Raw genomic sequence first — 19,997 nt, 5'->3', positions numbered from 1 at the left:
CCCCGGATTCTCCCTGAGAAAAGATCAACACACCCAGGTCGCGGGCTACATTGGGGACATGCGCTTCTTCGTCGTCGACGCCTTCACCGACCAGGCCTTCGCCGGGAACCCCGCCGGCGTCGTCCTCCTGGACGAACCCGCCGACCCCAGCTGGATGCAAGCCGTCGCCACCGAGATGAAGCACGCCGAGACCGCCTTCGTCGTCACGACGGCAGCCGGCCCCAAGTCGCTCCGCTGGTTCACCCCGGCGGTCGAGGTCGCGCTGTGCGGCCACGCCACCGTCGCGGCCACCCACGTCCTCGGCGGCGAACAGACCTACACCACGAAGAGCGGCGAGCTGCGCGCCAAGGCCGACGGCGGCTGGGTCGAGCTGGACTTCCCGTCCGACCCGCCGACCCCGACCGACGACGATCTGTCCGGAATCCTCCCCGGTGTCGAGATCGAGTACGTCGGACGCGGCGTCGAGAACCTCTTCGCCGTCCTCCCGGACGCCGACACGGTCAAAAACCTCGAGCCCGACCTCGCGAAGCTCAAGGCGACCTGGACCGGACGCCTGCTGGTCACCGCGAAGGGCGACGACTACGTGAGCCGCTTCTTCGCGCCGGGCGTCGGCATCGACGAAGACCCTGTGACCGGCTCGGCGCACTGCATCCTGTCGCCCTACTGGTCCGAAAAGTTCCAGAAGACCGAACTCACCGGCCACCAGGTTTCCGCCCGCGGCGGGATCGTCAAGACCCGCCAGGACGGCGACCGCGTCCACCTCGCCGGCCAGGCCGTCACCGTCGTGAGCGGGGAGCTGCACGTCTGATGCGCACGCTGCTGAACATCATCTGGCTCGTCCTGTGCGGCTTCTGGATGGCCCTGGGTTACCTGCTCGCGGGCGTGGTCTGCTGCGTCCTGATCATCACGATCCCGTTCGGGCTGGCGTCGTTCCGCATCGCGCGCTACGCGCTCTGGCCGTTCGGCCGCACGGTCGTGGAACGCCGCGACGCGGGCGCGGCGTCCTTCCTCGGCAACGTCATCTGGTTCCTCTTCGCCGGCCTCTGGCTGGCGATCGGGCACGTGTTCACGGGCATCGCGCTGTGCGTCACGATCATCGGCATCCCGCTGGGCGTGGCGAACTTCAAGATGATCCCGGTGTCCCTGATGCCGCTCGGCAAGGAGATCGTCGAGATCGCCTAGGACTCCGGCTCGTACGGCAGCTTCACCACCAGGCACGGCCCGCCGACGAACAGCCCGCCGTCGACGCCCAGGGCCTTCCCGCCCGCGTACAGGAACGGTCCCTCGATCTGCGTCGGATGGATCCCCAGCTGGTCGGCGATGACGCTGTGCCCGTGCACGATCCGGGACCCGCCCAGCGCGTCCATCAGCTTCTGGGCGTTCTCCTCGCCGTCCGGGCCGCGGAACGCGTAGCGCGTCGTCATGCGGCGCCACACGTCCCACCACGCCTCGATGTCCGAGCCCGTCAGGATCTCCCCCGCCGCCTCGTTGATCTCCTCGACGGTCGAACCCCAGTCCAGGTACTCGAGCGTGTCGGAGTGCAGCAGCAGGTGGTCGGCCGCCACGGCCACCAATGGGCGGGCCGCCAGCCACTCGATGTGCTCAGGCGTCAGCCGGTCCTGGTCCGACAGGAGCCCGCCGTTGATCTCCCAGCTGCGGGCGAAGCTGCGCGGGCCGAAGTCGGACGGCACCGGCTCGTCGCCGAAGTGGTACATCCCCAGGGCCAGGATCTCGTGGTTGCCCAGCAGCGTCTGCACCTGGCCGCCGGCCTCGGCGGCCTGCTCCTCCAGCCGCATGACCAGGTCGATCGCGCCGACACCGTCCGGGCCGCGGTCGACGAAGTCGCCGAGGAACCACAGCTGGTCCTCCGCCCCCGACCAGTTGTCTTCGTCGTCGACCAGGCCTTCGGCGCGCAGTGCCTCGGCCAGTTCGTCACGGTGGCCGTGCACGTCGCCCACAACGTAGGTGGACTTGCTCATCCGGTGACGATAAGCCCTGGACGCATCCTGCCCACCGTCAGCCTTCGCCGAACGGGTCCGCGGTTCGCCCGATCAGGTCGGCGATCGAGTCGAGCACCAGGGTGGGGCGGTACGGATAGCGTTCCGCCGACTCCCGGGTGGAGATGCCGGTGAGCACCAGGATCGTCTGCAGGCCGGCCTCGATGCCCGAGTGCACGTCGGTGTCCATCCGGTCACCGATCATCAGCGTCGACTCCGAATGCGCACCCAATCGGCGCAACGCCGAGCGCATCATCAGCGGGTTGGGCTTGCCGACGTAGTACGGCGAGCGCCCGGTGGCCTTCTCGATCAGCGCCGCGACGGACCCGGTGGCCGGCATCGAGCCCTCGACGCTCGGGCCGGTCGCGTCCGGGTTGGTCGCGATGAACTTCGCGCCGCCCTCGATGAGCCGGATCGCGCGCGTGATCGCGCTGAAGCTGTACGTGCGGGTCTCGCCCAGCACGACGTAGTCCGGGTCACGCTCGGTCAGCACGTAGCCGACCTCGTGCAGCGCCGTCGTGAGACCCGCTTCGCCGATCACGTACGCCGAGCCGTTCGGCCGCTGCGACGAGAGGAACTTCGCGGTCGCCAGCGCCGACGTCCAGATCGACTCCTCCGGGATGTCGAGCCCGGTGCGCTCCAGCCGGGCCCGCAGGTCGCGCGGGGTGTAGATCGAGTTGTTCGTCAGCACCAGGAAGTCGATGCCGTTCGCCTTCAGCTCGGCGAGGAACTCGTCGGCCCCGGGGACGAGGTGCTCCTCCTTGACGAGCACGCCGTCCATGTCGGAGAGATACGTCCACCGGCGTTCGTTCATGCGCGGAACCTATCACGCGCGCGAGACACCTGCGTTCTTCGCCGAAAACGGCTACAGTGGGAATTGCCGGTATCGCGAGGGGAGTCGCGTACCCGGCCACCGAGGGGGTTCGGGGGAATTCTTTTCGACGTCACCGGCGCGGGTCGCCGGGGCGCAATTCGTCCTGCCCCCGAACATGAAGGGGGAAAACCGCATGACCGAAATCATCGAGCGGCCGGCCACGGCCGCACCTGCCACCGGGCCGAACTGGGGACTCACCAAGTTCCTCGACCCACTGCCGGTTCCGCCGGCGCTCCGGCCCCGGAGCCGGGAAACGATCACCATTCCCATGGTGACCCGCCAGCAGCGGCTGCACTCGCAATTGCCCGAAACCACGTTGTGGACCTACGCCGGTCATTTCCCGGGTCCGACGATCGAAGTGCGCAGCGGCAAGCAGCTACGGATTTCGTGGTCGAACGAAATCGACGGCGAGTTCCCGTTGGCCGCCGTTCAGGGCCCGGTGACGGACGCGCCGACGAGCCGTCCGGGCCGCGAACTGGACAAGCCCGGCTACTCGGTCGTCGAGGGCGTCGCCGACCTGCCGGCGTGGACCGTCGTGCACCTCCACGGCGCGCGCACCAACGCGGGCAACGACGGCTGGGCGCACAACGCGGGCCTGAAGGGCACGTCGCAGCTGGCCGAGTACCAGAACCGGCAGCCGGCGATGCCGCTCTGGTACCACGACCACGCGATGGCGATCACGCGCTTCAACGTCCACACCGGCCTGGCCGGGATGTACCTGATCCGCGACGACGAGGAGGACGCGCTCGACCTCCCGCACGGCGACCGCGAGCTCCCGCTGATCATCACCGACCGGAACCTGGACACCGACGCGGCCGGCGCGCTCACCGGGCAGCTGCTGTTCAAGTTCCCGTACGTGCCGGACGGCCCGATGATCCCGTTCTCCGGGCCGTTCAACCTCGTCAACGGCGTGATCTGGCCGCACCTGGACGTCGACGCGAAGTGGTACCGCTTCCGGCTGCTCAACGCGGCCAACTCGCGGTTCTACACGCTCAACCTGGTCGACGAGAACAACGAGCCGGTGAACGACGCCGTCCGCCTGATCGGCACCGACGGCGGCCTGCTGCCCGCGCCCGCGGCGCTGCCGGCCGGCGGCCTGACCGTCGCTCCCGCCGAGCGGTTCGACGTGCTGATCGACTTCAGCCGCTTCAAGGGGCGGAAGCTCAAGCTGCGCAACGCCGACCCGCGGCTGGGCGGGGTGGAGCCGGACCTCATGGAGTTCCGGGTCGACGGCCGCGCGAAGCACGACTCCTTCACGCTGCCGGAGAAGGTTTCGACGTCCTACCAGCGGCTGGTGCACGGCACGACGCTGCCGGAGGACCACGACCACGTCTGGATCGCGCTGCTGCTCAACAAGGAGGGCCACCCGGAGATGTGGGACCTCGAGCAGGTCGAGGCGGACCCGGGCGGCGAGGGGATCATCCAGGTGCAGGACCCGGCCGGCGGGCTGAAGACGTTCCGGATGATCGGGCGGCTCTTCGACGACACGACCGGCATCTTCATCGACCACGACCGGTGGGCGGTGTGGAACATCCTGCACGTCGCGAACGGCGGGCCCGCGCACCCGGTCCACATCCACCTGACGGAGTTCCAGGCGCTGTTCCGGCGGCGCTTCACGACGACGTTCGACCAGGCCACCGAGCGGACGACGGCGCCGCTCAGCGGGTTCACCGACGTCCCGCTGGAGAAGTACGAGGAGGGCCGGAAGGACACGATCATCGTGAACCCGGGCCAGTGGGTGAGCGTGGCCGGGCAGTTCGGCGGCGGCACCGGCGAGTTCATGTACCACTGCCACATCCTCGACCACGAGGACGAGGGCATGATGCGGCCGTTCGTGGTGCACCCACCGGAGGTGGCGAAGTTCCACGTCCACCCGGGCGGCGGCCACCACCACGACGCCTGACCGGACTCGCGAGCGCCCCAATGTGGCGTTGGTTGCGTCAGACGCACCCAATGTGGCGTTCGGTGCGTCTGACGCACCGAACGCCACATTGGGGCGCTGGCAGGCGGACAACAGCGGGGCCGCGGGGGCCTCAGGAAGCCGCGGCCGGGTGCACGCTCACGGTCGCGGCCTTCACCGACAGCGTCACCGCCGAGCCGGGCTCCAGCGCGAGCTCGGCCACGGCGGCCGGCGTCAGGTCGGCGGTCAGGCCGTGGGCCCAGCCGTCGCCCTCGGCGCGGACGCGGATCACCGGCCCGTGCGGTTCCAGGGCCGCGACGACGGCGTCGGCCGTGTTGCGCGGGCTCCCGCGGTGGCCGCCGTCGTGGGGGTAGACGGCGACGGCGTTCGGCGGGAACACCGCCACCGCGGGCTCCCCCAGCACCACGTCGGCCGCCAGGATCCCGTTGACGATCGAGCCCGACACCGTCCGCAGGCCGTCGCCGACCGCCGTGCCGGCGACCAGGTTGAGCCCGGCGATCCGCGCGGTGAACGCCGTCCGCGGTGCGGACAGCACTTCGCGGGTCGGGCCGCGTTCGACGATCCGGCCGCCGTTCATCACCGCGACGTGGTCGGCGAGCGCGAGCGCGTCCAGTGGGTCGTGCGTGACGAGCACGGTCGTCGGCCCGGTCTTGAGCACGCGCCGGAGCAGGCCGCGGATCGCGGGTGCCGCGTCGACGTCGAGGGCGGCGAACGGCTCGTCGAGCAGCAGCAGGTCCGGCTCGGCGGCGAGCGCCCTGGCGATCGCGACGCGCTGGGCCTGGCCGCCGGACAGCTGCCCGGGCCGCCGGTCGGCGAGCGCCACGGCGTCCACTTCGGCCAGCCAGTAGAAGGCGCGTTCGCGCGCGGCGCGGCGGCCGGCGCCGGTCGAGCGCGGCGAAAACGCGACGTTGTCGGCCGCGGACAGGTGCGGGAAGAGCAGGGCGTCCTGGGAGAGCAGGCCGATCCCCCGGCGGTGCGGCGCGATGCCGGCCAGGGCACGCCCGGCCACGGTGATCTCCGCCGACGTCGGCGTGATCAACCCGGACAGGCAGCCCAGCACCGTCGACTTGCCCGAGCCGTTCGGGCCGAGCAGCGCGAGCACCGTCCCGGCGGGCACGTCGAGGTCGACGTCCAGCGAGAACGAGCCGCGGACGGCCTCGATCCGGGCGGACAGGCTCACCGCAGGCCGCCTTCCCACGAGCGCGGCCGCGCCACCGCGATGACGATGACCGCCACGACGATGAGCAGCAACGAAAGGGCGACAGCGCTGTCGATGTCCACTTCGGCCTGCGTGTAGACCTCGAGCGGCAGCGTGCGCGTGACGTCTTCGAGGCTGCCCGCGAAGGTGATCGTCGCGCCGAACTCGCCGAGCGCGCGGGCGAAGCTGAGGACGACGCCGGAGCCGAGCGCGGGCAGCAGCAGCGGCAGCGTGACGCGCCGGAAGACGGTCCACGGGCGCGCGCCGAGGGTCGCGGCAACCTGCTCGTAGCGGTCGCCGGACCCGCGCAGCGCGCCTTCGAGGCTGACGACGAGGAACGGCATCGCGACGAACGTCTGCGCGATGACCACCGCGGCCGTGGTGAACGGGACGGATTCCCCGGTCAGCGTCGTGATCAGCATGCCGAGGAAGCCCTTGCGGCCGAGCAGGTAGAGCAGCGCGAGACCGCCGACGACCGGCGGCAGCACCAGCGGCAGCAGCACGATCGAGCGCAGCAGCCGGACGCCGCGGAACCGGGCCCGCGCGAGGACGACGGCCAGCGGCACGCCGAGCAGCACGCAGGCCAGCGTGGACAGTGCCGCCGTGATCAGGGACAGCCGCAGCGCGTGCCACGACGACGGCGAGACGATCAGCGACGGCAGCCGCGTCAGGTCCGAGCGCACCAGCAGCCCGACCACCGGCAGCACGACGAGGGCCAGCGCGAGGGTGGCGGGGATCGCGAGCACCCACGGGACGCGCGAGCGGCCGGCCGGGACGGATCCCGGCCGGCCGCTCGTGAGCCGCTTACTGCGCAGAGCCGAACCCGGCCTTCGTCAGCTCGTTCTTGCCGTCGGCGCCGAGGACGAACTCCTCGAACTGGTGAGCCAGCTCGGCCTGCCCGCCCTTGACCGCGGCGATCGGGTAGCTGTTGATCGCCTGCCCCGCCTCCGGGAAGTCCACTTTGTCCACCTTGCCCGAGGCGGACGTGGCGTCGGTGACGTAGACCAGGCCCGCGTCGGCGTCGGCGGACTGGACCTTGTTCAGCACCTGCTTGACGTCCTGCTCCTCGCTCTTCGGCTTGAGCGTGACGCCGGTGCTCTGCTCGACCTTCTCGGCCGCCGAGCCGCACGGCACCTGCGGGGCGCAGGTGACCACGGTCAGGCCGGCCTTGTTCAGGTCCGCGAAGGACTTGATGCCCTTGGGGTTGCCCGGCGCGACGGCGATGGCGAGCTTGTTGGTCGCGAAGACCGCCGGCTGGCCGTCGATCACGCCACCCTGCGCGGCCTTGTCCATGGTGGCCTGGTCGGCCGAGGCGAAGACGTCGGCCTTCGCGCCGTTGGTCAGCTGCTGGACCAGGCCGGACGAGCCCGCGAAGCTGAACTTCACGGTGACGCCGGCGTGCTGGGCCTCGAACGCCTTGCCGAGCGCGGTGAACGACTCGGTGAGGGACGCGGCGGCGAACACGGTGAGCGTGCCACCACCGGTGTTCCCGGCCCCCTTGGGCGCGGGTGCGGTGACCGACGCGCCGGACTGCGTGCTGGGCTGGTCCGAGCTGCTGCACGCGCCCGCGAACAGGGCGACGGCCGCGACGGCCAGAGCAAGCTGTGACAAGCGGGGCTTCGCCCCGGGCCAGGGGCTTCGCCACCCGGACCCCCGAAAAGCGGGTTTTTTCATCGACTTCCTTCCGGTGTTTCCACCACAACGGTGGTCGCTTTGACCACGGCGACCGCGAGCACCCCTGGGCGCAGGCCCAGCTCGCGGACGGCTTCCGTACTCATCAGGGACACCACGCGGTGTGCCCCGCACTGCAGTTCCACCTGGGCCATCACCTTGTCGGTGATGACCTCGGTGACCAGCCCGACGAACCTGTTGCGGGCGGAGCGGCCGACGGTGGAGGGGTCTTCGGGGCCGGAGGCCTGGGCCCGCGCGAACCCCGCCAGCTGGGCGCCGTCGACGACCTTGCGGCCGGCGGCGTCGTCGGTCGCGGTCAGCTGCCCCGCGCGCACCCACCTCCGGACGGTGTCATCGCTGACGCCGAGCAGGCGCGCGGCCTCGGACAACCGAAATTGCGGCATGCCGCAGACATTATCTCCGCAGTTGAGGAAAAGCTACGCGGGGCGGGAATTGCCCATGACCTCGGCGCGGAGCTGTTCGAGGATGACGTTCTGATAACGCTCGATGGCTTTTCGCTCGGCCGGGGAGAACTGCGCCAGCGTCTCGCGAAGGGTGTCGAAGGCCGACTGGAAGAGCGGCGCGAAGCGCTCTTCGGACCCCGGCACGACCTCGACGAGGACCTTGCGGCGGTCCTCGGGATCGCGGACCCGGCGGACCAGGCCGACCTTCTCCAGCCGGTCGATGACCCCGGTCACCGCGCCGGTCGAGAGGCCGGTCAGCTCGGCGATCCGGCCGGCGGTCAACGGTCCGCCCGATTGGATGACCAGGTCGAACGCCTTGTGGTCGGTGCCCGACAGGCCCATCCGCTCGGCGATCCGGGCGTGCCGGAGGACGGTGAACGTGCTGCCTTGGCGGCCCAATTCGGCGAAGCGGAGCAGCTCCTCTTCGGTGACCGGGTACGTCTTTTCCGTCACGGATCCTCGTTTAGTTCGGCAACTGAACCACTCACTCCGCGAAGTATCCTAGCGATCGCGTCGTTTCGCGCGTTCCGGAGCTACGCTGGGCGTAATGACGGCAGTGGATCTCGGGTTTCCTCGCGTCCCCGGTACACGAGGGTCATCTCGCGTGCCCAGGCCCGAGAACCCCCATCTCATCGACACCTTCGGCCGGGTGGCCACCGATCTCCGGGTTTCCCTGACGGATCGGTGCAACCTGCGCTGCACCTACTGCATGCCCGCGGAGGGCCTCGACTGGATGCCGGGCGAGCAGGTGCTGTCCGACGACGAGCTGGTCCGGCTCATGCGGATCGCCGTCGAGCAGCTCGGCGTCACCGACATCCGGCTCACCGGCGGCGAACCGCTGCTGCGGGCCGGGCTCGAGGACATCATCGCGCGGGTCACGGCGTTGTCGCCGCGGCCCCGGCTGTCCATGACCACCAACGGGATCGGGCTCGCGAAGCGCGCGGCCGGGCTCGCGGCGGCCGGACTGAACCGGATCAACGTCTCGCTCGACACCGTCGACCCCGAGACGTTCGTGAAGATCACCCGGCGCGACCGGCTCTCGCACGTCGTGGCCGGGCTGGCCGCGGCGCGGGACGCCGGGATGACGCCGGTGAAGGTCAACGCCGTGCTGATCCGCGGGCTCAACGAGACCGAAGCCGTGCCGCTGCTGAAGTTCTGCCTCGCCGAGGGCTACCACCTGCGGTTCATCGAACAGATGCCGCTGGACGCCCAGCACGGCTGGAACCGCGGCGAGATGATCACCGCGGCCCAGATCCTCGAGATGCTCGAAGAGGAGTTCACGCTGTCGCCGTTCCCGGTCGCCCGGGGCGGCGCGCCGGCCGAGCGCTGGCTGGTCGACGGCGGGCCCGGCGACGTCGGCGTGATCGCGTCGGTGACCCGGCCGTTCTGCGCGGCGTGCGAGCGGACGCGGCTGACCGCGGACGGCGCGGTGCGCTCCTGCCTCTTCAGCAACGACGAGACGGATCTGCGCTCCCTCGCGCGCGCGGGCGCGCGCGATGAAGAGATTGCCGACGCCTGGCGCGCGACGATGTGGGGCAAGCTCGCGGGACACGAGATCAACGACGCCGGGTTCGCGCAGCCGATCCGGCCGATGAGCGCGATCGGCGGCTGAGATGTCGGCTTTGACCATCGTGGTGCGGTACTTCGCCTCGGCGCGGGCCGCGGCGGGGGAAGAAGAGGAGAAGGTGCGGCTGCCGGCCGGCGCTCGCGTGTCGGACGCCGTGGCCGAGCTGCGCCGGCTCCACCCGGCCGGCCTGCCGCGGGTCCTGGACGCCGCCAGCTTCCTCCTCGACGGCGTCGCGGTGCGGGACCTCTCCCGCCCGCTGACCGACGGCGCGGAACTGGACGTCCTCCCGCCCTTCGCCGGCGGCTGACCGCCCCGCGGCCGTGCCCGAACGGCCGACACGCGTGATCCAGGAGTCGACACGCGTGATCGAAGGGTCGACACGCCGCCGGGCACCCCGCTCAGCCGTGTCGACCTCCCCATCACGCGTGTCGACCCTCTGATCACGCGAGCCGACTGCCTGGGTACGCGAGCCGTCCGTCGGGGTGCGCGAGTTCGTCCTCTCTATATGCGGACCCACCGTTCGAGTACGGCAGCCGACCGCTCGGCGAAGCCGTTTGCCGGCCTTCGGCGTGGCGCGTCACCGGATCCGGGTTGTTCGCGAGAAGCTGATCCCGTCCCGCCGCAACGCCATCCGGTGACCCGTTTCGCCTGGTCCGTCGCGGTGCGTTGCCCCACCTGGGCGCCAGCACCCGCTGGAGTCGCTCCAGGGGCGACTCCAAACCCCACGAAGAGGTGGGACTAGTGTGACTTAAGGGGTACGTGAGGCACAGTTGTCAAGTCTGGCGTACTCCCGCGAGCAGTCATAAGATGCGCGCTTCAATCGCGGCCAGGGCGTCGCGAAGGGTCCATTCACCGCGCAAAACACGTGATGCAAGCCTCACGATCCGTGTTTTATCTCGACTAGGAAACGGCCAGATAACGGCCCGCTGACCAGCGCAAACACCAGTATCGACAGGGGTTGCGTGTCGTTACTGTGACGTAGGTCACGCCCCGAATAATTTCCGATCACGGCTCTCGTTACGTACCGTCGCTTTTCGGTTGGCCCCGACCAACCAGCACGACCGGGAATCCGTAGCGCCTAGCCCTGTCCGACGGATCCCCGGACCCATACCCCGAGCGAAAGCATTTCCGGACAGGGACGAGGGGACGAAGAAGACGCGTCGTGCGTCGGACTCGTCTGCCGGCCTGAGAAGGCCGGCGCCAGGACCCCGATCCTGACCCTCAGCACCGGCTCGTAGGCGCAGGGAGCGAGATACACTCAAATGTCTTACCGAGGCAAGCACCGCAAGATGTCCGCTGCCACCCGCACCGTCGCTCGCGTCGCCATCGCGGGCATTGCGGTCGGCGCGCCCCTCGCGATCGCCGCGACCCCCGCGTCGGCGACCAACTGGGACGCCATCGCGCAGTGTGAGAGCAGCGGCAACTGGAACACCAACACCGGCAACGGCTACTACGGCGGCCTGCAGTTCTCGCAGAGCACGTGGAAGGCCTACGGCGGCACCGGCAGCGCGGCGAACGCTTCGCGCGAGCAGCAGATCGCCGTCGCCGAGCGCGTCCTGCAGGGTCAGGGCATCGGCGCGTGGCCGGTCTGCGGCAAGAAGGGCGGCGGCTCGTCGGCCCCCAAGGCCAGCAGCACCGGCAAGACCACCACGAAGAAGTCGACGACGCCGAAGAAGACCACGGTCGCCCCGAAGCAGGCGGCGGCCGCGGCGGCCCCGGCGGCGACCGGCGTGGCCAGCTCCAACCCGGCCGGTGACTACACCGTCGTGGCGGGCGACACGCTGTCCAAGATCGCCAAGCAGTTCAACGTCGACGGCGGCTACAAGAAGCTGCAGGACCTGAACGCGAAGTACATCCCGAACGCGGACCTGATCCTCGTCGGGCAGAAGATCGCCACCAAGTGACGATCGCGCAGTGATGCGTAAGTCCGGCCTCGAGCCGTGACAGCACGAGCCCTCCACCGCCGATCCCCCGGGCGGTGGAGGGCTCGCGCGCATCCGGCGTGCGGCTGAGTTCGCGCCGTGCCGGGTGCAGCTTCAAGTCCGTGACCGTCACGTGCACGGGCGTCCGTTACGGGGCTTTCGCGGCATCATCACGCGAGGCGCCCCGCCGCGCCCGCCCTGAGCCGCCGTACGCGGGCTACAGCCCCGCGCAGCCGTCAGGACGCCGACGCGCCCGCCAGCCCTTCCTGAGCCCTCTCAGAGCGCGCGGATCCTCTCCGCCTCCTCCAGCTGCATCCGCTCACCCCGGCGCAGGACCTCGACCACGAGCGCCAGCTGCTCCGGTGTGTAGTCCTCGAGGATCGCCCGGCCCGCCCGCTCGATCGGCGCGTAGATCTGTTCCAGCCGCTTCGCCGCCTCCGGGGTCAGTTCCACCACGGCCCGGCGGCGATCGTCCGTCGCGGTCCGGCGGGTCAGGTGCCCGGCGTGCGTCAGCCGCTGGATCGCCGTCGTCGTGGCCGCCGGGCTCAAGTGCGCCTGGGTGGCCAGCCCGCCCGCCGTCAGCGTTCCCGCCGCCGCGACCAGGCCGATGATCCGCAGGTCCGTCCGGTTCACCCCGAACGCCGCCGCCGCGGCTTCGTCCACGACGTCGCCCGCCGCGCCGGAGGCCGCCGCGGCCTGGGTCGCCTCCGTGACCAGAGATTGCTTCGACACTCGAAAGAGTCTACCGTGACGGCGAATACTTCGATAGTCGAAAGGATTGTGCCGTGACGACCCGCCCCGCCCTGCCTCGCTGGCTCCGCCCCGCCAACCGGTTCGTCCGCCTGCTGACCCGGCTGGGGCTGCGCCTCGGCACCATCCACGTCCTGACCGTCCCCGGCCGCCGGTCGGGCGCGCCGCGGCCCACGCCGGTCTCGCCGCTGACCGTCGACGGCCGGCGCTACGTCGTCGCCGGCGTTCCCGAAGGCGATTGGGCACGGAACGTCCGCGCCGCCGGGCGGGGCGAGCTCGCCCACGGACGCCGGAAACAAGCCGTGACGCTCGAAGAGGTCGGCGACCACGACGTCCGCGCGCGGGTCATGCGCGCCTTCCCCCGCGAAGTGCCGCACGGGGTGCCGATGTTCGTCAAGCTGGGCCTCGTCACCAAGGCCGACCCGGACGAGTTCGCCGCGGCCGCCGACCGCGTCGCCGTCTTCCGGGTTACGGCGAGTTGACCCACTCGTCCGTGCCATCGGTGAAGTGCTGGTGCTTCCAGACCGGCAGCCGCGCCTTGACCTCGTCCACCAGGTCGGAGCACGCCGAGAACGCCTGGCCGCGATGCTCCGCCGCCACCGCGCACGCCAGCGCCACGTCGCCGATCGCCAGGTGACCGACGCGGTGGCTCACCGCCACCGCCCGGACGCCGGTCCACCGGGCCGCCAAGCCGGCCACGACCTCGGCGATCACGTCGCCCGCGCTCGGGTGACCCTCGTACGTCAGGTCGCGCACGCCCTTGCCGCCGTCGTGGTCGCGGACCACCCCGGCGAACGTCACCACCGCGCCCGCCGCGTCGTCCTCGACCAGCCGGGCGTGCTCCTCGACCGACAGCGGCTCCTCGGTCACCAGCGCCCGCACGACGCGCACCGAAGGCGCCGAAGCGGCGGGACGCGGGTGGTCGCCACCGGCCAGCTGGTCGACCGCGTGGTCCAGGATGCCGTCGAGGACGCCCAGGCCGTCCTTCACGCCGCCGCTGGAGCCCGGGAGGTTCACGACGAGGGTCCGGCCCGCGACACCCGCGACACCGCGCGAGAGCACCGCCGTCGGGACCTTCGGCAGCCCGGCCGCGCGGATCGCGTCCGCGACGCCCGGCAGCTCGTGGTCCAGCAGCGCGCGGGTGACGTCCGGGGTGCGGTCGGTCGGCGAGATGCCGGTGCCGCCGGTGGTGAGCACCACGGCGACGCCGTCGGCCAGCGCGGCCCGCAGCGCGACGCCCACCGGATCGCCGTCCTCGACGACGACCGGTGCCGGCACGTCGTACCCGCGGCCGGCCAGCCAGGCGACGATCACCGGGCCCGTCTTGTCTTCGTAGACGCCCTTCGCGGCGCGGTTGGACGCCACGATCACGCGTGCGGTGCGCTTCACGGCCGCTCCCAGGTCCCGGTCTTGCCGCCGTCCTTGCGGAGCAGGCGGACGTCGTCCAGTGTCGCCGCCGGGTCGACGGCCTTGATCATGTCGTGCAGGGTGAGCCCGGCGACCGCGACCGCCGTCAGCGCCTCCATCTCGACGCCGGTGACGTCGGTGGTCTTCGCCGTCGCGCGGATGCCGACCTCGGCCTCGCCGAGGGTGAACTCGACCTTGACCCCGGACAGCGCGATCTGGTGGCACAGCGGGATGAGCTCGGGCACCCGCTTGGCGCCCATGATCCCGGCGATGCGGGCGGTGGCGAGGGCGTCGCCCTTGGGGAGGCCGTCGGTGGCCAGCAGCCGGAGCACCTCGGCGGTGGTCCGCACGGTGCCGGCCGCGAGCGCGGTGCGCGCGGTGGCGGTCTTGCCGGAGACGTCGACCATCCGGGCGGCGCCGGTCTCGTCGACGTGGCTGAGTTCACTCACGAGCCGAGGCTACTTCCGCACGGTCGCGCCCGGCCCGCGGCCTCCGCCGACGTACCCGGAACCGGACCCGCTCAGCGCTCGGCGCGCACGGCCTTCCGCACGGCCTCGGCGACCGCCGGCGCCACGGCGCTGTCGAACACGCTCGGCACGATGAACGACGCGTTGAGCTTGCCGTTGTCCACGACGTCGGCGATCGCGTCGGCCGCGGCGAGCAGCATCGTGTCGTCGATGTTGTGCGCGTTCGCGTCCAGCAGGCCGCGGAAGACCCCCGGGAACGCCAGCACGTTGTTGATCTGGTTCGGGAAGTCGCTGCGGCCGGTCGCGACGACGGCGGCGTGCTGCTGCGCCTCGAGCGGGTCGATCTCCGGGTCCGGGTTCGCCAGCGCGAAGACCACCGCGTCGTCCTTCATGGTGGCGACCTGCTCGGCGCCGAACAGGTTGGGCGCCGAGACGCCGATGAAGACGTCCGCGCCGACGAGCGCCTCGTGCAGGGTGCCGCTGACCTGGTCCTTGTTCGTGTGCGACGCGATCCACGTGAGGTTGTCGTCGAGGTTGCCGCGCGCGGAGTGGACGATCCCGTCGATGTCCGCGGCCACGATGTCGCCCGGGTTCTTGCGCAGCAGCAGCCGGATGATCGCCGAGCCGGCCGCGCCGACGCCGCTGACCACGATCTTGCAGTCCTCGATGTTCTTCTTGACCACGCGCAGGGCGTTGCGCAGCGCGGCGACGACCACGATCGCGGTGCCGTGCTGGTCGTCGTGGAACACCGGGATGTCCAGCTGCTCGCGCAGCCGCGCCTCGATCTCGAAGCAGCGCGGCGCGGCGATGTCCTCGAGGTTGATCCCGGCGTACACCGGGGCGAGCGCCTTGACGATCTTGATGATCTCCTCGGTGTCCTGGGTGTCCAGGCAGACCGGCCAGGCGTCGACGTCGGCGAACTTCTTGAACAGCGCCGCCTTGCCCTCCATCACCGGCAGCGCGGCGGCCGGGCCGATGTTGCCGAGACCGAGCACCGCGGAGCCGTCGGTGACGACGGCGACGGTGTTGCGCTTGATGGTCAGCCGGCGCGCGTCCTCGGGGTTCGCGGCGATCGCCTGGCACACGCGGGCGACGCCCGGGGTGTAGGCGCGGGAGAGGTCGTCACGGTTGCGGAGCGCGACCTTGGGCGTGACCTCGATCTTGCCGCCGAGGTGGATCAGGAACGTCCGGTCGGAGACCTTGCGGACCTTGACGCCGGGCAGCGAGTCGAGCGCCTGGGTGATGTCGTTCGCGTGGTTCTCCGACAGCGCGTTGGCGCTGATGTCGACCACGATCGAGTCGGAGTGGGACTCGACGACGTCGAACGCGGTCAGCACGCCGCCGACGCGCCCGACGGCCGTGGTGAGGTCACCGGCCGCGCTGGACGAGGCCGGGGCCTCGACCCGGACGGTGATCGAATATCCGGGACCGGGAACCGGCATGGCGCTTACCCCCGCGTGGGAAAGGTGGGTTGGGACGGGAGCGAACCTACTCCCGTGACCGCCCTCACCAGCCCCCGATACCGGTACTGACCAGTACTGTGCCGTTGGTTACGGCGGTCAGCGGTTGATCTCGGTCTCCGGGTGCACGTAGGGCACCGAGTCGAGCGGGAAGGTGATGTCACCGAACGGCGACAGCGAGCCCTGGCGGTCGGACGCGAGCTCGGTCACGGGGTGCTCGCCCGCCTCGCCCGGCCAGGTCGGGTCGACGCCCTTGTGCTTCTTCTCACCCTTGGCCACAACGTCCTCCACAGCCGTGCTCGATCCTGTGCCATCCGGGGCTTCGCCCCGGCCGGGGACTCCGCCACCGGACCCCCGAAAAACTCTCGGGCCCCAGTCTGCCTCAGCCCGGGCAGCCTGTCGCAACCGCCCGGTATCCTGGCTTTCTATGCCCGCGACCTCCTTGGCGGACTGGCTGCGTGCGGAGTCCGACGCCGCCCTCGAAGAGCTGCTCCGCACTCGTCGCGACCTGTCCACGCCCCCGCCGTCCGACAGCACCGTGCTCGCCACCCGGGCCGGCACGCCGGGCTCCGTCGCGCGCGCCTGTGAAGACCTCGACACCGTCACCCTCGCCGTGCTCGAAGCGTGCCTGCTGGCCGGCGCGGACCGCGACCCGGTGCCGGTCGCCGAGGTCACGGACCTCGTCGGCACCGACATCACCGCGCAGCTGGCCCGGCTGCGCGCCCGGGCACTGGCCTGGGGCCCGGACGACGCGCTGCGCGTGCCGCCCGCGGTCCGGGACGCCCTCGGGCCGTTCCCGGCCGGGCTCGGCGCGTCGTCGCCGTCGCTCGAAGGCGAGGACCTCGCGGCGCGGCTCGCGGAGCTGTCCGACGACGAGCGTGGCGTGCTGAGCGCCCTCGCCGCCGGCCCGCCGATCGGCCGCACCCGCGATGCCGGGCACGACACTTCGCTCGAGAAGGCCCAGACGCCGGTGCAGAAGCTGCTGGCCCGCGGGCTGCTGCTGCGGCGCGACGACCAGACCGTCGAACTCCCGCGCGAGCTGGGGGTCGCGGTCCGCGGCGGGGTCTTCGCCCCGGGCACGCTCACCGAGCCCGAGCTGCCGCTGCACCCGCACCGTTCGTCCACTTTGGACGAGGCCGCGGCCGGTGAGGCGATGGAGTTCCTGCGCCACACCGAATCCTTGCTGCGTTCGTGGTCCGCGGCCCCGCCGCCGGTGCTCAAGTCGGGCGGCCTCGGCGTGCGCGAGCTGAAGAAGCTGGCCAAGGACCTCGAGATCGACGAGCCGCAGGCGATCCTGCTGGCCGAGCTCGCCGTGGGCGCCGGGCTCGTCGCGGACAGCGAGACGACCGCGCCCGAGTGGGTGCCGACCACGCTCACCGATTCGTGGCTCGCGTCGCCGACCGCGCAGCGGTGGATGACGCTGGCCCAGGCGTGGCTGGAACTGCCGCGGCTGCCGGGGATGGCCGGCGGGCGCGACGCCAAGGACAAGCCGATCGCGCCGCTGTCGGAGGAGCTGCGCCGCCCGCTGGCACCGGTCGCGCGGCGGCGGGTCCTGGCCGCGCTGGCCGACCTGCCCCCGGGTGCCGGGGTGAAGAGCGTCGACGAGCTCGTCGCGGTGCTGGCCTGGCGCGCCCCGCGGCGCGGCGGGCGGCTGCGGGACGAGACCGTCCGCTGGACGATGTCCGAAGCGTCGGCGCTGGGGATCGTCGGGCTCGGCGGCCTCACGACGGCGACGCGGGCGCTGCTCGCCGACGACCGGCCGGGCGCGGTCGAGGCGATCTCGGACGCGCTGCCCGCGCCGGTGGACCACGTGCTGCTGCAGGCCGACCTGACGGTCGTCGCGCCCGGGCCACTGGAACCGGAGCTGGCGGCGGAGATGGCCGCGGTGGCGGACGTGGAGTCGGCCGGCCACGCGACGGTCTACCGGATCACCGAGACGTCGGTCCGGCGCGCGCTGGACACCGGCCGCACGGCCGACGAGCTGCACGCGCTGTTCAAAAAGAAGTCGGCGACCCCGGTGCCGCAGTCGCTGAGCTACCTGGTCGACGACGTCGCCCGGCGGCACGGCCGGCTGCGCGGCGGCGTCGCGGCGTCCTTCCTGCGGTGTGACGACGAGGCCTTGCTGGCGGAGGTGCTGGCCCACCCGGTCGCGGCGGAGCACGCGCTGCGGCTGATCGCGCCGACCGTCGTGATCAGCCCGGACCCGCTGCACGAGGTCCTCGCCGGCCTGCGCGCGGCCGGGTTCGCGCCGGCGGCGGAGGGCCCGGACGGCCGGGTCGTCGACATCCGGCCGGGCGGGCGCCGGCTGCCGGCGAAGGCCCGGGCCGCGCGGCGCGGACCGGGTGAGCAGGCCGTGCTGACGTCCGACCAGGCGGTCCGGATCATCTCCAACCTGCGGGCGGGCGACGCCGCGTCCGCCCGGCGCCGGGGGTCCGCGGTGCGGGCGCCGGTCGGCGGCGGGGCGGACACGTCCGCGACGCTGGAGCTGCTGTCGCGGGCGACGCTGGAACGGCGTGAGGTCTGGATCGGGTTCGTCGACTCGCGCGGGACCGCCAGCCAGCGGGTCGTGCGGCCCGTGCGCGTCGGCGGCGGGATCCTCGAAGGCGACGACAACCAGCGGTACTCGCTGCACCGGATCACCTCGGCCGCGCTGGTGGAGGAGTGACCCCCGGGATCGGTGAATCGCCGACGGAACGCCCGGCCACGTGGTAAGCCTGGTTCGCCGGATCTTCGCCGAACCTGGGAGGGACCATGAAGTGGGGAACACGCGTGACCGCGCTGGCGGCGGCGACAGCCGTCGCCGGGCTGGGGTTCGCCGGGGCGGCTGAGGCGATCGGACCGCCCGTCTACACCAAGTACGACGTCAACGGCACCACGCACCTCGCCAAGCCGAACGCCGACGTCACCCTCGGACCGGGGATCGCCGAGCTGTACACCGACATCGGGCCGTACTCGTTCTCCGGCACGATCACGCTGCCGCCGGTGACGATCACTCGCGCCGTGCCGGGCGTGGGAACGGTCAGCGGCAAGCTCACCCTGGGACCGGGCGCCGTCACGGGACAGGCTTTCGGCGGGTTCACCGCCACCGCGAAGTGGGCGGTGAAGGTCTCGGACGTGACCGTCAACGGCGCACCGCACGACGTCGGCCCGGCGTGCGGCACCGCCGAGCCGGTCACCACCGAGATCACGTCGGCCGACTGGCAGCTCGACAAGGGCGGCCACCTGACTTCGAGGTACTCGATCGGGGCGTTCGCGAACTGCGGGTCGGCGACGGCGCTCGTCAACGCGGCCGTGCCCGGCCCGGGTAACACCCTCGCGCTCGATCTCACCTGGCCCAAGGCCTGACGGACGCGGGGCCGGGGACCACCTCGGCCCCGCCCGCGCGAGAGCTCAGAGCGCCCGGAGGCCGGCCAGGACCCGTTCCATGAAGTCGCGGGACGAGCGGTCCCCGAGGATCAGCTCGGTCTGGTGGATCAGCACCAGCCCGATGTCGGCCATGTCGCCGACCAGTACCTTCACCACGCCCAGGGGCAGCCGCAGGTGGGCGGCGATCTCGGCGACCGACCGCGTGTCCAGGCACAGGTCGCAGATCCGGCGGTGCTCGACCGAGCGCACGCCACGGTACCGGCGCCCGTCGTCGGACGTCGAGACCAGCGCCTCCAGCGCCAGGTTGTGGTCGGACCGCGTGCGACCGCCGGTGCGCGTGTACGGGCGCACCCGGGAGCCCACCGAAGCGGCCGGCGAGGGGCTCAGGACGCGGGCCGGCGGCTCCTCCCACGGCTCCGGCCGCGGGACCCAGCGGGTCTCCGGGTCCGGCGGGGGCGTCCAGCCGGTCCGCGGGTCGATCGGCGGAGCCCACGAAGGCGGGGGCGCCGCCTGGGGTCTGGACACCGGGGGCCTCGGTGCCGGCGGCCGGGGTGGCGGGGGTGCCGGCGGGCGCGGCTGGACCGACGGCCGGGGCGGGGCCGGCGGGCGCGCGCCGCGCGGAGGCGTCCACGCCGGCTCGAGCGGCGGGGGCTCCGGCTCGTACGTCTCCTCGTCCTGCCACTCCGGCTCGACGGGGTCGTAGCTGCCGTCGTACCCCTCGTCGAAGTCGGACGACGGGCCCCACTCGCGGGTGTCCTCGTCGGTGTAGCCCTGCGGATCCGGCTGGGGCCGCGCCGGCTTGCGCTTGGGCATGATCATCGACAGCGTCGACATGTCGAACTTGCTGGGCGAATCGAAACCCTCGCGCTCGGTACCGCGGTGCAGTGCGTCCCAGCCGCTGGAGTCCGGATCGTCGAATCCCGAAATCCTCAT

At 71.7% G+C, this 19,997-nt stretch carries 22 protein-coding genes; 9 read left to right on the top strand and 13 right to left on the bottom strand.

The annotated features are described in order from the left end of the window. Positions 1-58 precede the first annotated feature (58 nt). Positions 59-808 (top strand): PhzF family phenazine biosynthesis protein, encoded by a 750-nt coding sequence (locus ACZ4TR_RS05615; protein WP_465285889.1) that lies wholly within the window; start codon positions 59-61, stop codon positions 806-808. After that, on the top strand, positions 808-1,182 hold the full coding sequence (locus ACZ4TR_RS05610) for a YccF domain-containing protein (protein WP_364516878.1): 375 nt from the start codon (positions 808-810) through the stop codon (positions 1,180-1,182). Before ACZ4TR_RS05615 ends, ACZ4TR_RS05610 begins: the two co-directional genes overlap by 1 nt. Here ACZ4TR_RS05610 and ACZ4TR_RS05605 read toward each other — a convergent pair. Next, positions 1,179-1,979 carry a metallophosphoesterase family protein gene (locus ACZ4TR_RS05605; RefSeq protein WP_465285888.1) on the bottom strand — a complete coding sequence of 267 codons (801 nt, stop codon included), beginning with the start codon at positions 1,977-1,979 and terminating at the stop codon, positions 1,179-1,181. The genes ACZ4TR_RS05610 and ACZ4TR_RS05605 overlap by 4 nt on opposite strands. A gap of 37 nt (positions 1,980-2,016) precedes the next feature. Next, entirely contained in the window at positions 2,017-2,811 is a 795-nt protein-coding gene (locus ACZ4TR_RS05600; protein WP_364516882.1) for an HAD-IIA family hydrolase, read from the bottom strand. Positions 2,812-3,004: 193 nt separating this feature from the next. On the opposite strand from ACZ4TR_RS05600, the gene ACZ4TR_RS05595 reads away from it, so the two are divergent. Further along, entirely contained in the window at positions 3,005-4,774 is a 1,770-nt protein-coding gene (locus ACZ4TR_RS05595) for a multicopper oxidase domain-containing protein (protein WP_465285887.1), read from the top strand. A 130-nt stretch (positions 4,775-4,904) separates the two neighbouring features. Here ACZ4TR_RS05595 and ACZ4TR_RS05590 read toward each other — a convergent pair whose 3' ends face one another. From ACZ4TR_RS05590 to ACZ4TR_RS05570, 5 genes are read right to left on the bottom strand one after another with little or no spacing between them, the layout of a single operon-like run. Then, positions 4,905-5,972, bottom strand: a complete 1,068-nt coding sequence (locus tag ACZ4TR_RS05590; RefSeq protein ID WP_465285886.1) for a sulfate/molybdate ABC transporter ATP-binding protein — start codon at positions 5,970-5,972, stop codon at positions 4,905-4,907. After that, on the bottom strand, positions 5,969-6,736 hold the full coding sequence (locus ACZ4TR_RS05585; protein WP_364526192.1) for an ABC transporter permease: 768 nt from the start codon (positions 6,734-6,736) through the stop codon (positions 5,969-5,971). Before ACZ4TR_RS05585 ends, ACZ4TR_RS05590 begins: the two co-directional genes overlap by 4 nt. Positions 6,737-6,794: 58 nt before the next feature. Further along, the gene (modA, locus tag ACZ4TR_RS05580; protein WP_465285885.1) at positions 6,795-7,601 is read right to left on the bottom strand and encodes a molybdate ABC transporter substrate-binding protein; all 807 of its coding nucleotides are present in this window, start codon (positions 7,599-7,601) and stop codon (positions 6,795-6,797) included. Between the two features lie 59 nt (positions 7,602-7,660). Next, entirely contained in the window at positions 7,661-8,065 is a 405-nt protein-coding gene (locus ACZ4TR_RS05575) for a TOBE domain-containing protein (RefSeq protein ID WP_364526196.1), read from the bottom strand. A gap of 33 nt (positions 8,066-8,098) precedes the next feature. After that, positions 8,099-8,578, bottom strand: a complete 480-nt coding sequence (locus ACZ4TR_RS05570) for a MarR family winged helix-turn-helix transcriptional regulator (protein WP_465285884.1) — start codon at positions 8,576-8,578, stop codon at positions 8,099-8,101. A 151-nt stretch (positions 8,579-8,729) separates the two neighbouring features. On the opposite strand from ACZ4TR_RS05570, the gene moaA reads away from it, so the two are divergent. The 3 genes from moaA (at position 8,730) to ACZ4TR_RS05555 (ending at position 11,596) form a co-directional block, all read left to right on the top strand. After that, positions 8,730-9,737, top strand: a complete 1,008-nt coding sequence (gene moaA, locus ACZ4TR_RS05565; RefSeq protein WP_465285883.1) for a GTP 3',8-cyclase MoaA — start codon at positions 8,730-8,732, stop codon at positions 9,735-9,737. A 1-nt stretch (position 9,738) separates the two neighbouring features. Next, positions 9,739-9,999 carry a MoaD/ThiS family protein gene (locus ACZ4TR_RS05560; RefSeq protein ID WP_465285882.1) on the top strand — a complete coding sequence of 87 codons (261 nt, stop codon included), beginning with the start codon at positions 9,739-9,741 and terminating at the stop codon, positions 9,997-9,999. Between the two features lie 955 nt (positions 10,000-10,954). Continuing rightward, a complete protein-coding gene (locus tag ACZ4TR_RS05555; RefSeq protein WP_465285880.1) occupies positions 10,955-11,596 on the top strand; it encodes a transglycosylase family protein in 642 nt (213 codons plus the stop codon). Positions 11,597-11,890: 294 nt separating this feature from the next. On the opposite strand, the gene ACZ4TR_RS05550 is transcribed toward ACZ4TR_RS05555, so the two are convergent. Beyond that, complete coding sequence (locus ACZ4TR_RS05550; protein WP_465285878.1) at positions 11,891-12,346, bottom strand: MarR family winged helix-turn-helix transcriptional regulator; 456 nt, start codon at positions 12,344-12,346, stop codon at positions 11,891-11,893. Between the two features lie 53 nt (positions 12,347-12,399). On the opposite strand from ACZ4TR_RS05550, the gene ACZ4TR_RS05545 reads away from it, so the two are divergent. Then, positions 12,400-12,846 carry a nitroreductase/quinone reductase family protein gene (locus tag ACZ4TR_RS05545; protein ID WP_465285877.1) on the top strand — a complete coding sequence of 149 codons (447 nt, stop codon included), beginning with the start codon at positions 12,400-12,402 and terminating at the stop codon, positions 12,844-12,846. Here the strand turns inward: ACZ4TR_RS05545 and ACZ4TR_RS05540 are convergent. The 4 genes from ACZ4TR_RS05540 to ACZ4TR_RS05525 all read right to left on the bottom strand — a co-directional run bounded on the left by ACZ4TR_RS05540 (position 12,833) and on the right by ACZ4TR_RS05525 (position 15,977). Next, positions 12,833-13,753 carry a molybdenum cofactor biosynthesis protein MoaE gene (locus tag ACZ4TR_RS05540; protein ID WP_465285875.1) on the bottom strand — a complete coding sequence of 307 codons (921 nt, stop codon included), beginning with the start codon at positions 13,751-13,753 and terminating at the stop codon, positions 12,833-12,835. The genes ACZ4TR_RS05545 and ACZ4TR_RS05540 overlap by 14 nt on opposite strands. Beyond that, on the bottom strand, positions 13,750-14,220 hold the full coding sequence (moaC, locus tag ACZ4TR_RS05535; RefSeq protein ID WP_285476874.1) for a cyclic pyranopterin monophosphate synthase MoaC: 471 nt from the start codon (positions 14,218-14,220) through the stop codon (positions 13,750-13,752). Before moaC ends, ACZ4TR_RS05540 begins: the two co-directional genes overlap by 4 nt. A gap of 71 nt (positions 14,221-14,291) precedes the next feature. Beyond that, entirely contained in the window at positions 14,292-15,680 is a 1,389-nt protein-coding gene (locus ACZ4TR_RS05530) for an NAD-dependent malic enzyme (protein ID WP_364526211.1), read from the bottom strand. A 117-nt stretch (positions 15,681-15,797) separates the two neighbouring features. Next, the gene (locus tag ACZ4TR_RS05525) at positions 15,798-15,977 is read right to left on the bottom strand and encodes a hypothetical protein (protein ID WP_160697456.1); all 180 of its coding nucleotides are present in this window, start codon (positions 15,975-15,977) and stop codon (positions 15,798-15,800) included. A gap of 148 nt (positions 15,978-16,125) precedes the next feature. Here ACZ4TR_RS05525 and ACZ4TR_RS05520 point away from each other — a divergent pair, with 148 nt between their 5' ends. Both ACZ4TR_RS05520 and ACZ4TR_RS05515 read left to right on the top strand, forming a co-directional pair. After that, a complete protein-coding gene (locus ACZ4TR_RS05520; protein WP_465285874.1) occupies positions 16,126-18,363 on the top strand; it encodes a helicase-associated domain-containing protein in 2,238 nt (745 codons plus the stop codon). An 86-nt stretch (positions 18,364-18,449) separates the two neighbouring features. Further along, complete coding sequence (locus tag ACZ4TR_RS05515; protein WP_465285873.1) at positions 18,450-19,043, top strand: hypothetical protein; 594 nt, start codon at positions 18,450-18,452, stop codon at positions 19,041-19,043. 45 nt (positions 19,044-19,088) lie between these two features. Here ACZ4TR_RS05515 and ACZ4TR_RS05510 read toward each other — a convergent pair whose 3' ends face one another. Beyond that, complete coding sequence (locus ACZ4TR_RS05510; RefSeq protein ID WP_465285872.1) at positions 19,089-19,997, bottom strand: DUF742 domain-containing protein; 909 nt, start codon at positions 19,995-19,997, stop codon at positions 19,089-19,091.

The sequence above is a fragment of the Amycolatopsis sp. NPDC028719 genome, assembly GCF_055565395.1.
The sequence above is the reverse complement of the archived record's forward strand: the minus strand, read 5'-3'. Positions and strand labels throughout refer to the sequence as shown.

Coding starts and splice junctions, on each gene's coding strand:
- ACZ4TR_RS05615 (WP_465285889.1), top strand. CDS start 59: ATGCGCTTCTTCGTCGTCGACGCCTTCACCGACCAGGCCTTCGCCGGG.
- ACZ4TR_RS05610 (WP_364516878.1), top strand. CDS start 808: ATGCGCACGCTGCTGAACATCATCTGGCTCGTCCTGTGCGGCTTCTGG.
- ACZ4TR_RS05605 (WP_465285888.1), bottom strand. CDS start 1,979: ATGAGCAAGTCCACCTACGTTGTGGGCGACGTGCACGGCCACCGTGAC.
- ACZ4TR_RS05600 (WP_364516882.1), bottom strand. CDS start 2,811: ATGAACGAACGCCGGTGGACGTATCTCTCCGACATGGACGGCGTGCTC.
- ACZ4TR_RS05595 (WP_465285887.1), top strand. CDS start 3,005: ATGACCGAAATCATCGAGCGGCCGGCCACGGCCGCACCTGCCACCGGG.
- ACZ4TR_RS05575 (WP_364526196.1), bottom strand. CDS start 8,065: ATGCCGCAATTTCGGTTGTCCGAGGCCGCGCGCCTGCTCGGCGTCAGC.
- ACZ4TR_RS05560 (WP_465285882.1), top strand. CDS start 9,739: ATGTCGGCTTTGACCATCGTGGTGCGGTACTTCGCCTCGGCGCGGGCC.
- ACZ4TR_RS05555 (WP_465285880.1), top strand. CDS start 10,955: ATGTCTTACCGAGGCAAGCACCGCAAGATGTCCGCTGCCACCCGCACC.
- ACZ4TR_RS05530 (WP_364526211.1), bottom strand. CDS start 15,680: ATGCCGGTTCCCGGTCCCGGATATTCGATCACCGTCCGGGTCGAGGCC.
- ACZ4TR_RS05520 (WP_465285874.1), top strand. CDS start 16,126: ATGCCCGCGACCTCCTTGGCGGACTGGCTGCGTGCGGAGTCCGACGCC.
- ACZ4TR_RS05515 (WP_465285873.1), top strand. CDS start 18,450: ATGAAGTGGGGAACACGCGTGACCGCGCTGGCGGCGGCGACAGCCGTC.
- ACZ4TR_RS05510 (WP_465285872.1), bottom strand. CDS start 19,997: ATGAGGATTTCGGGATTCGACGATCCGGACTCCAGCGGCTGGGACGCA.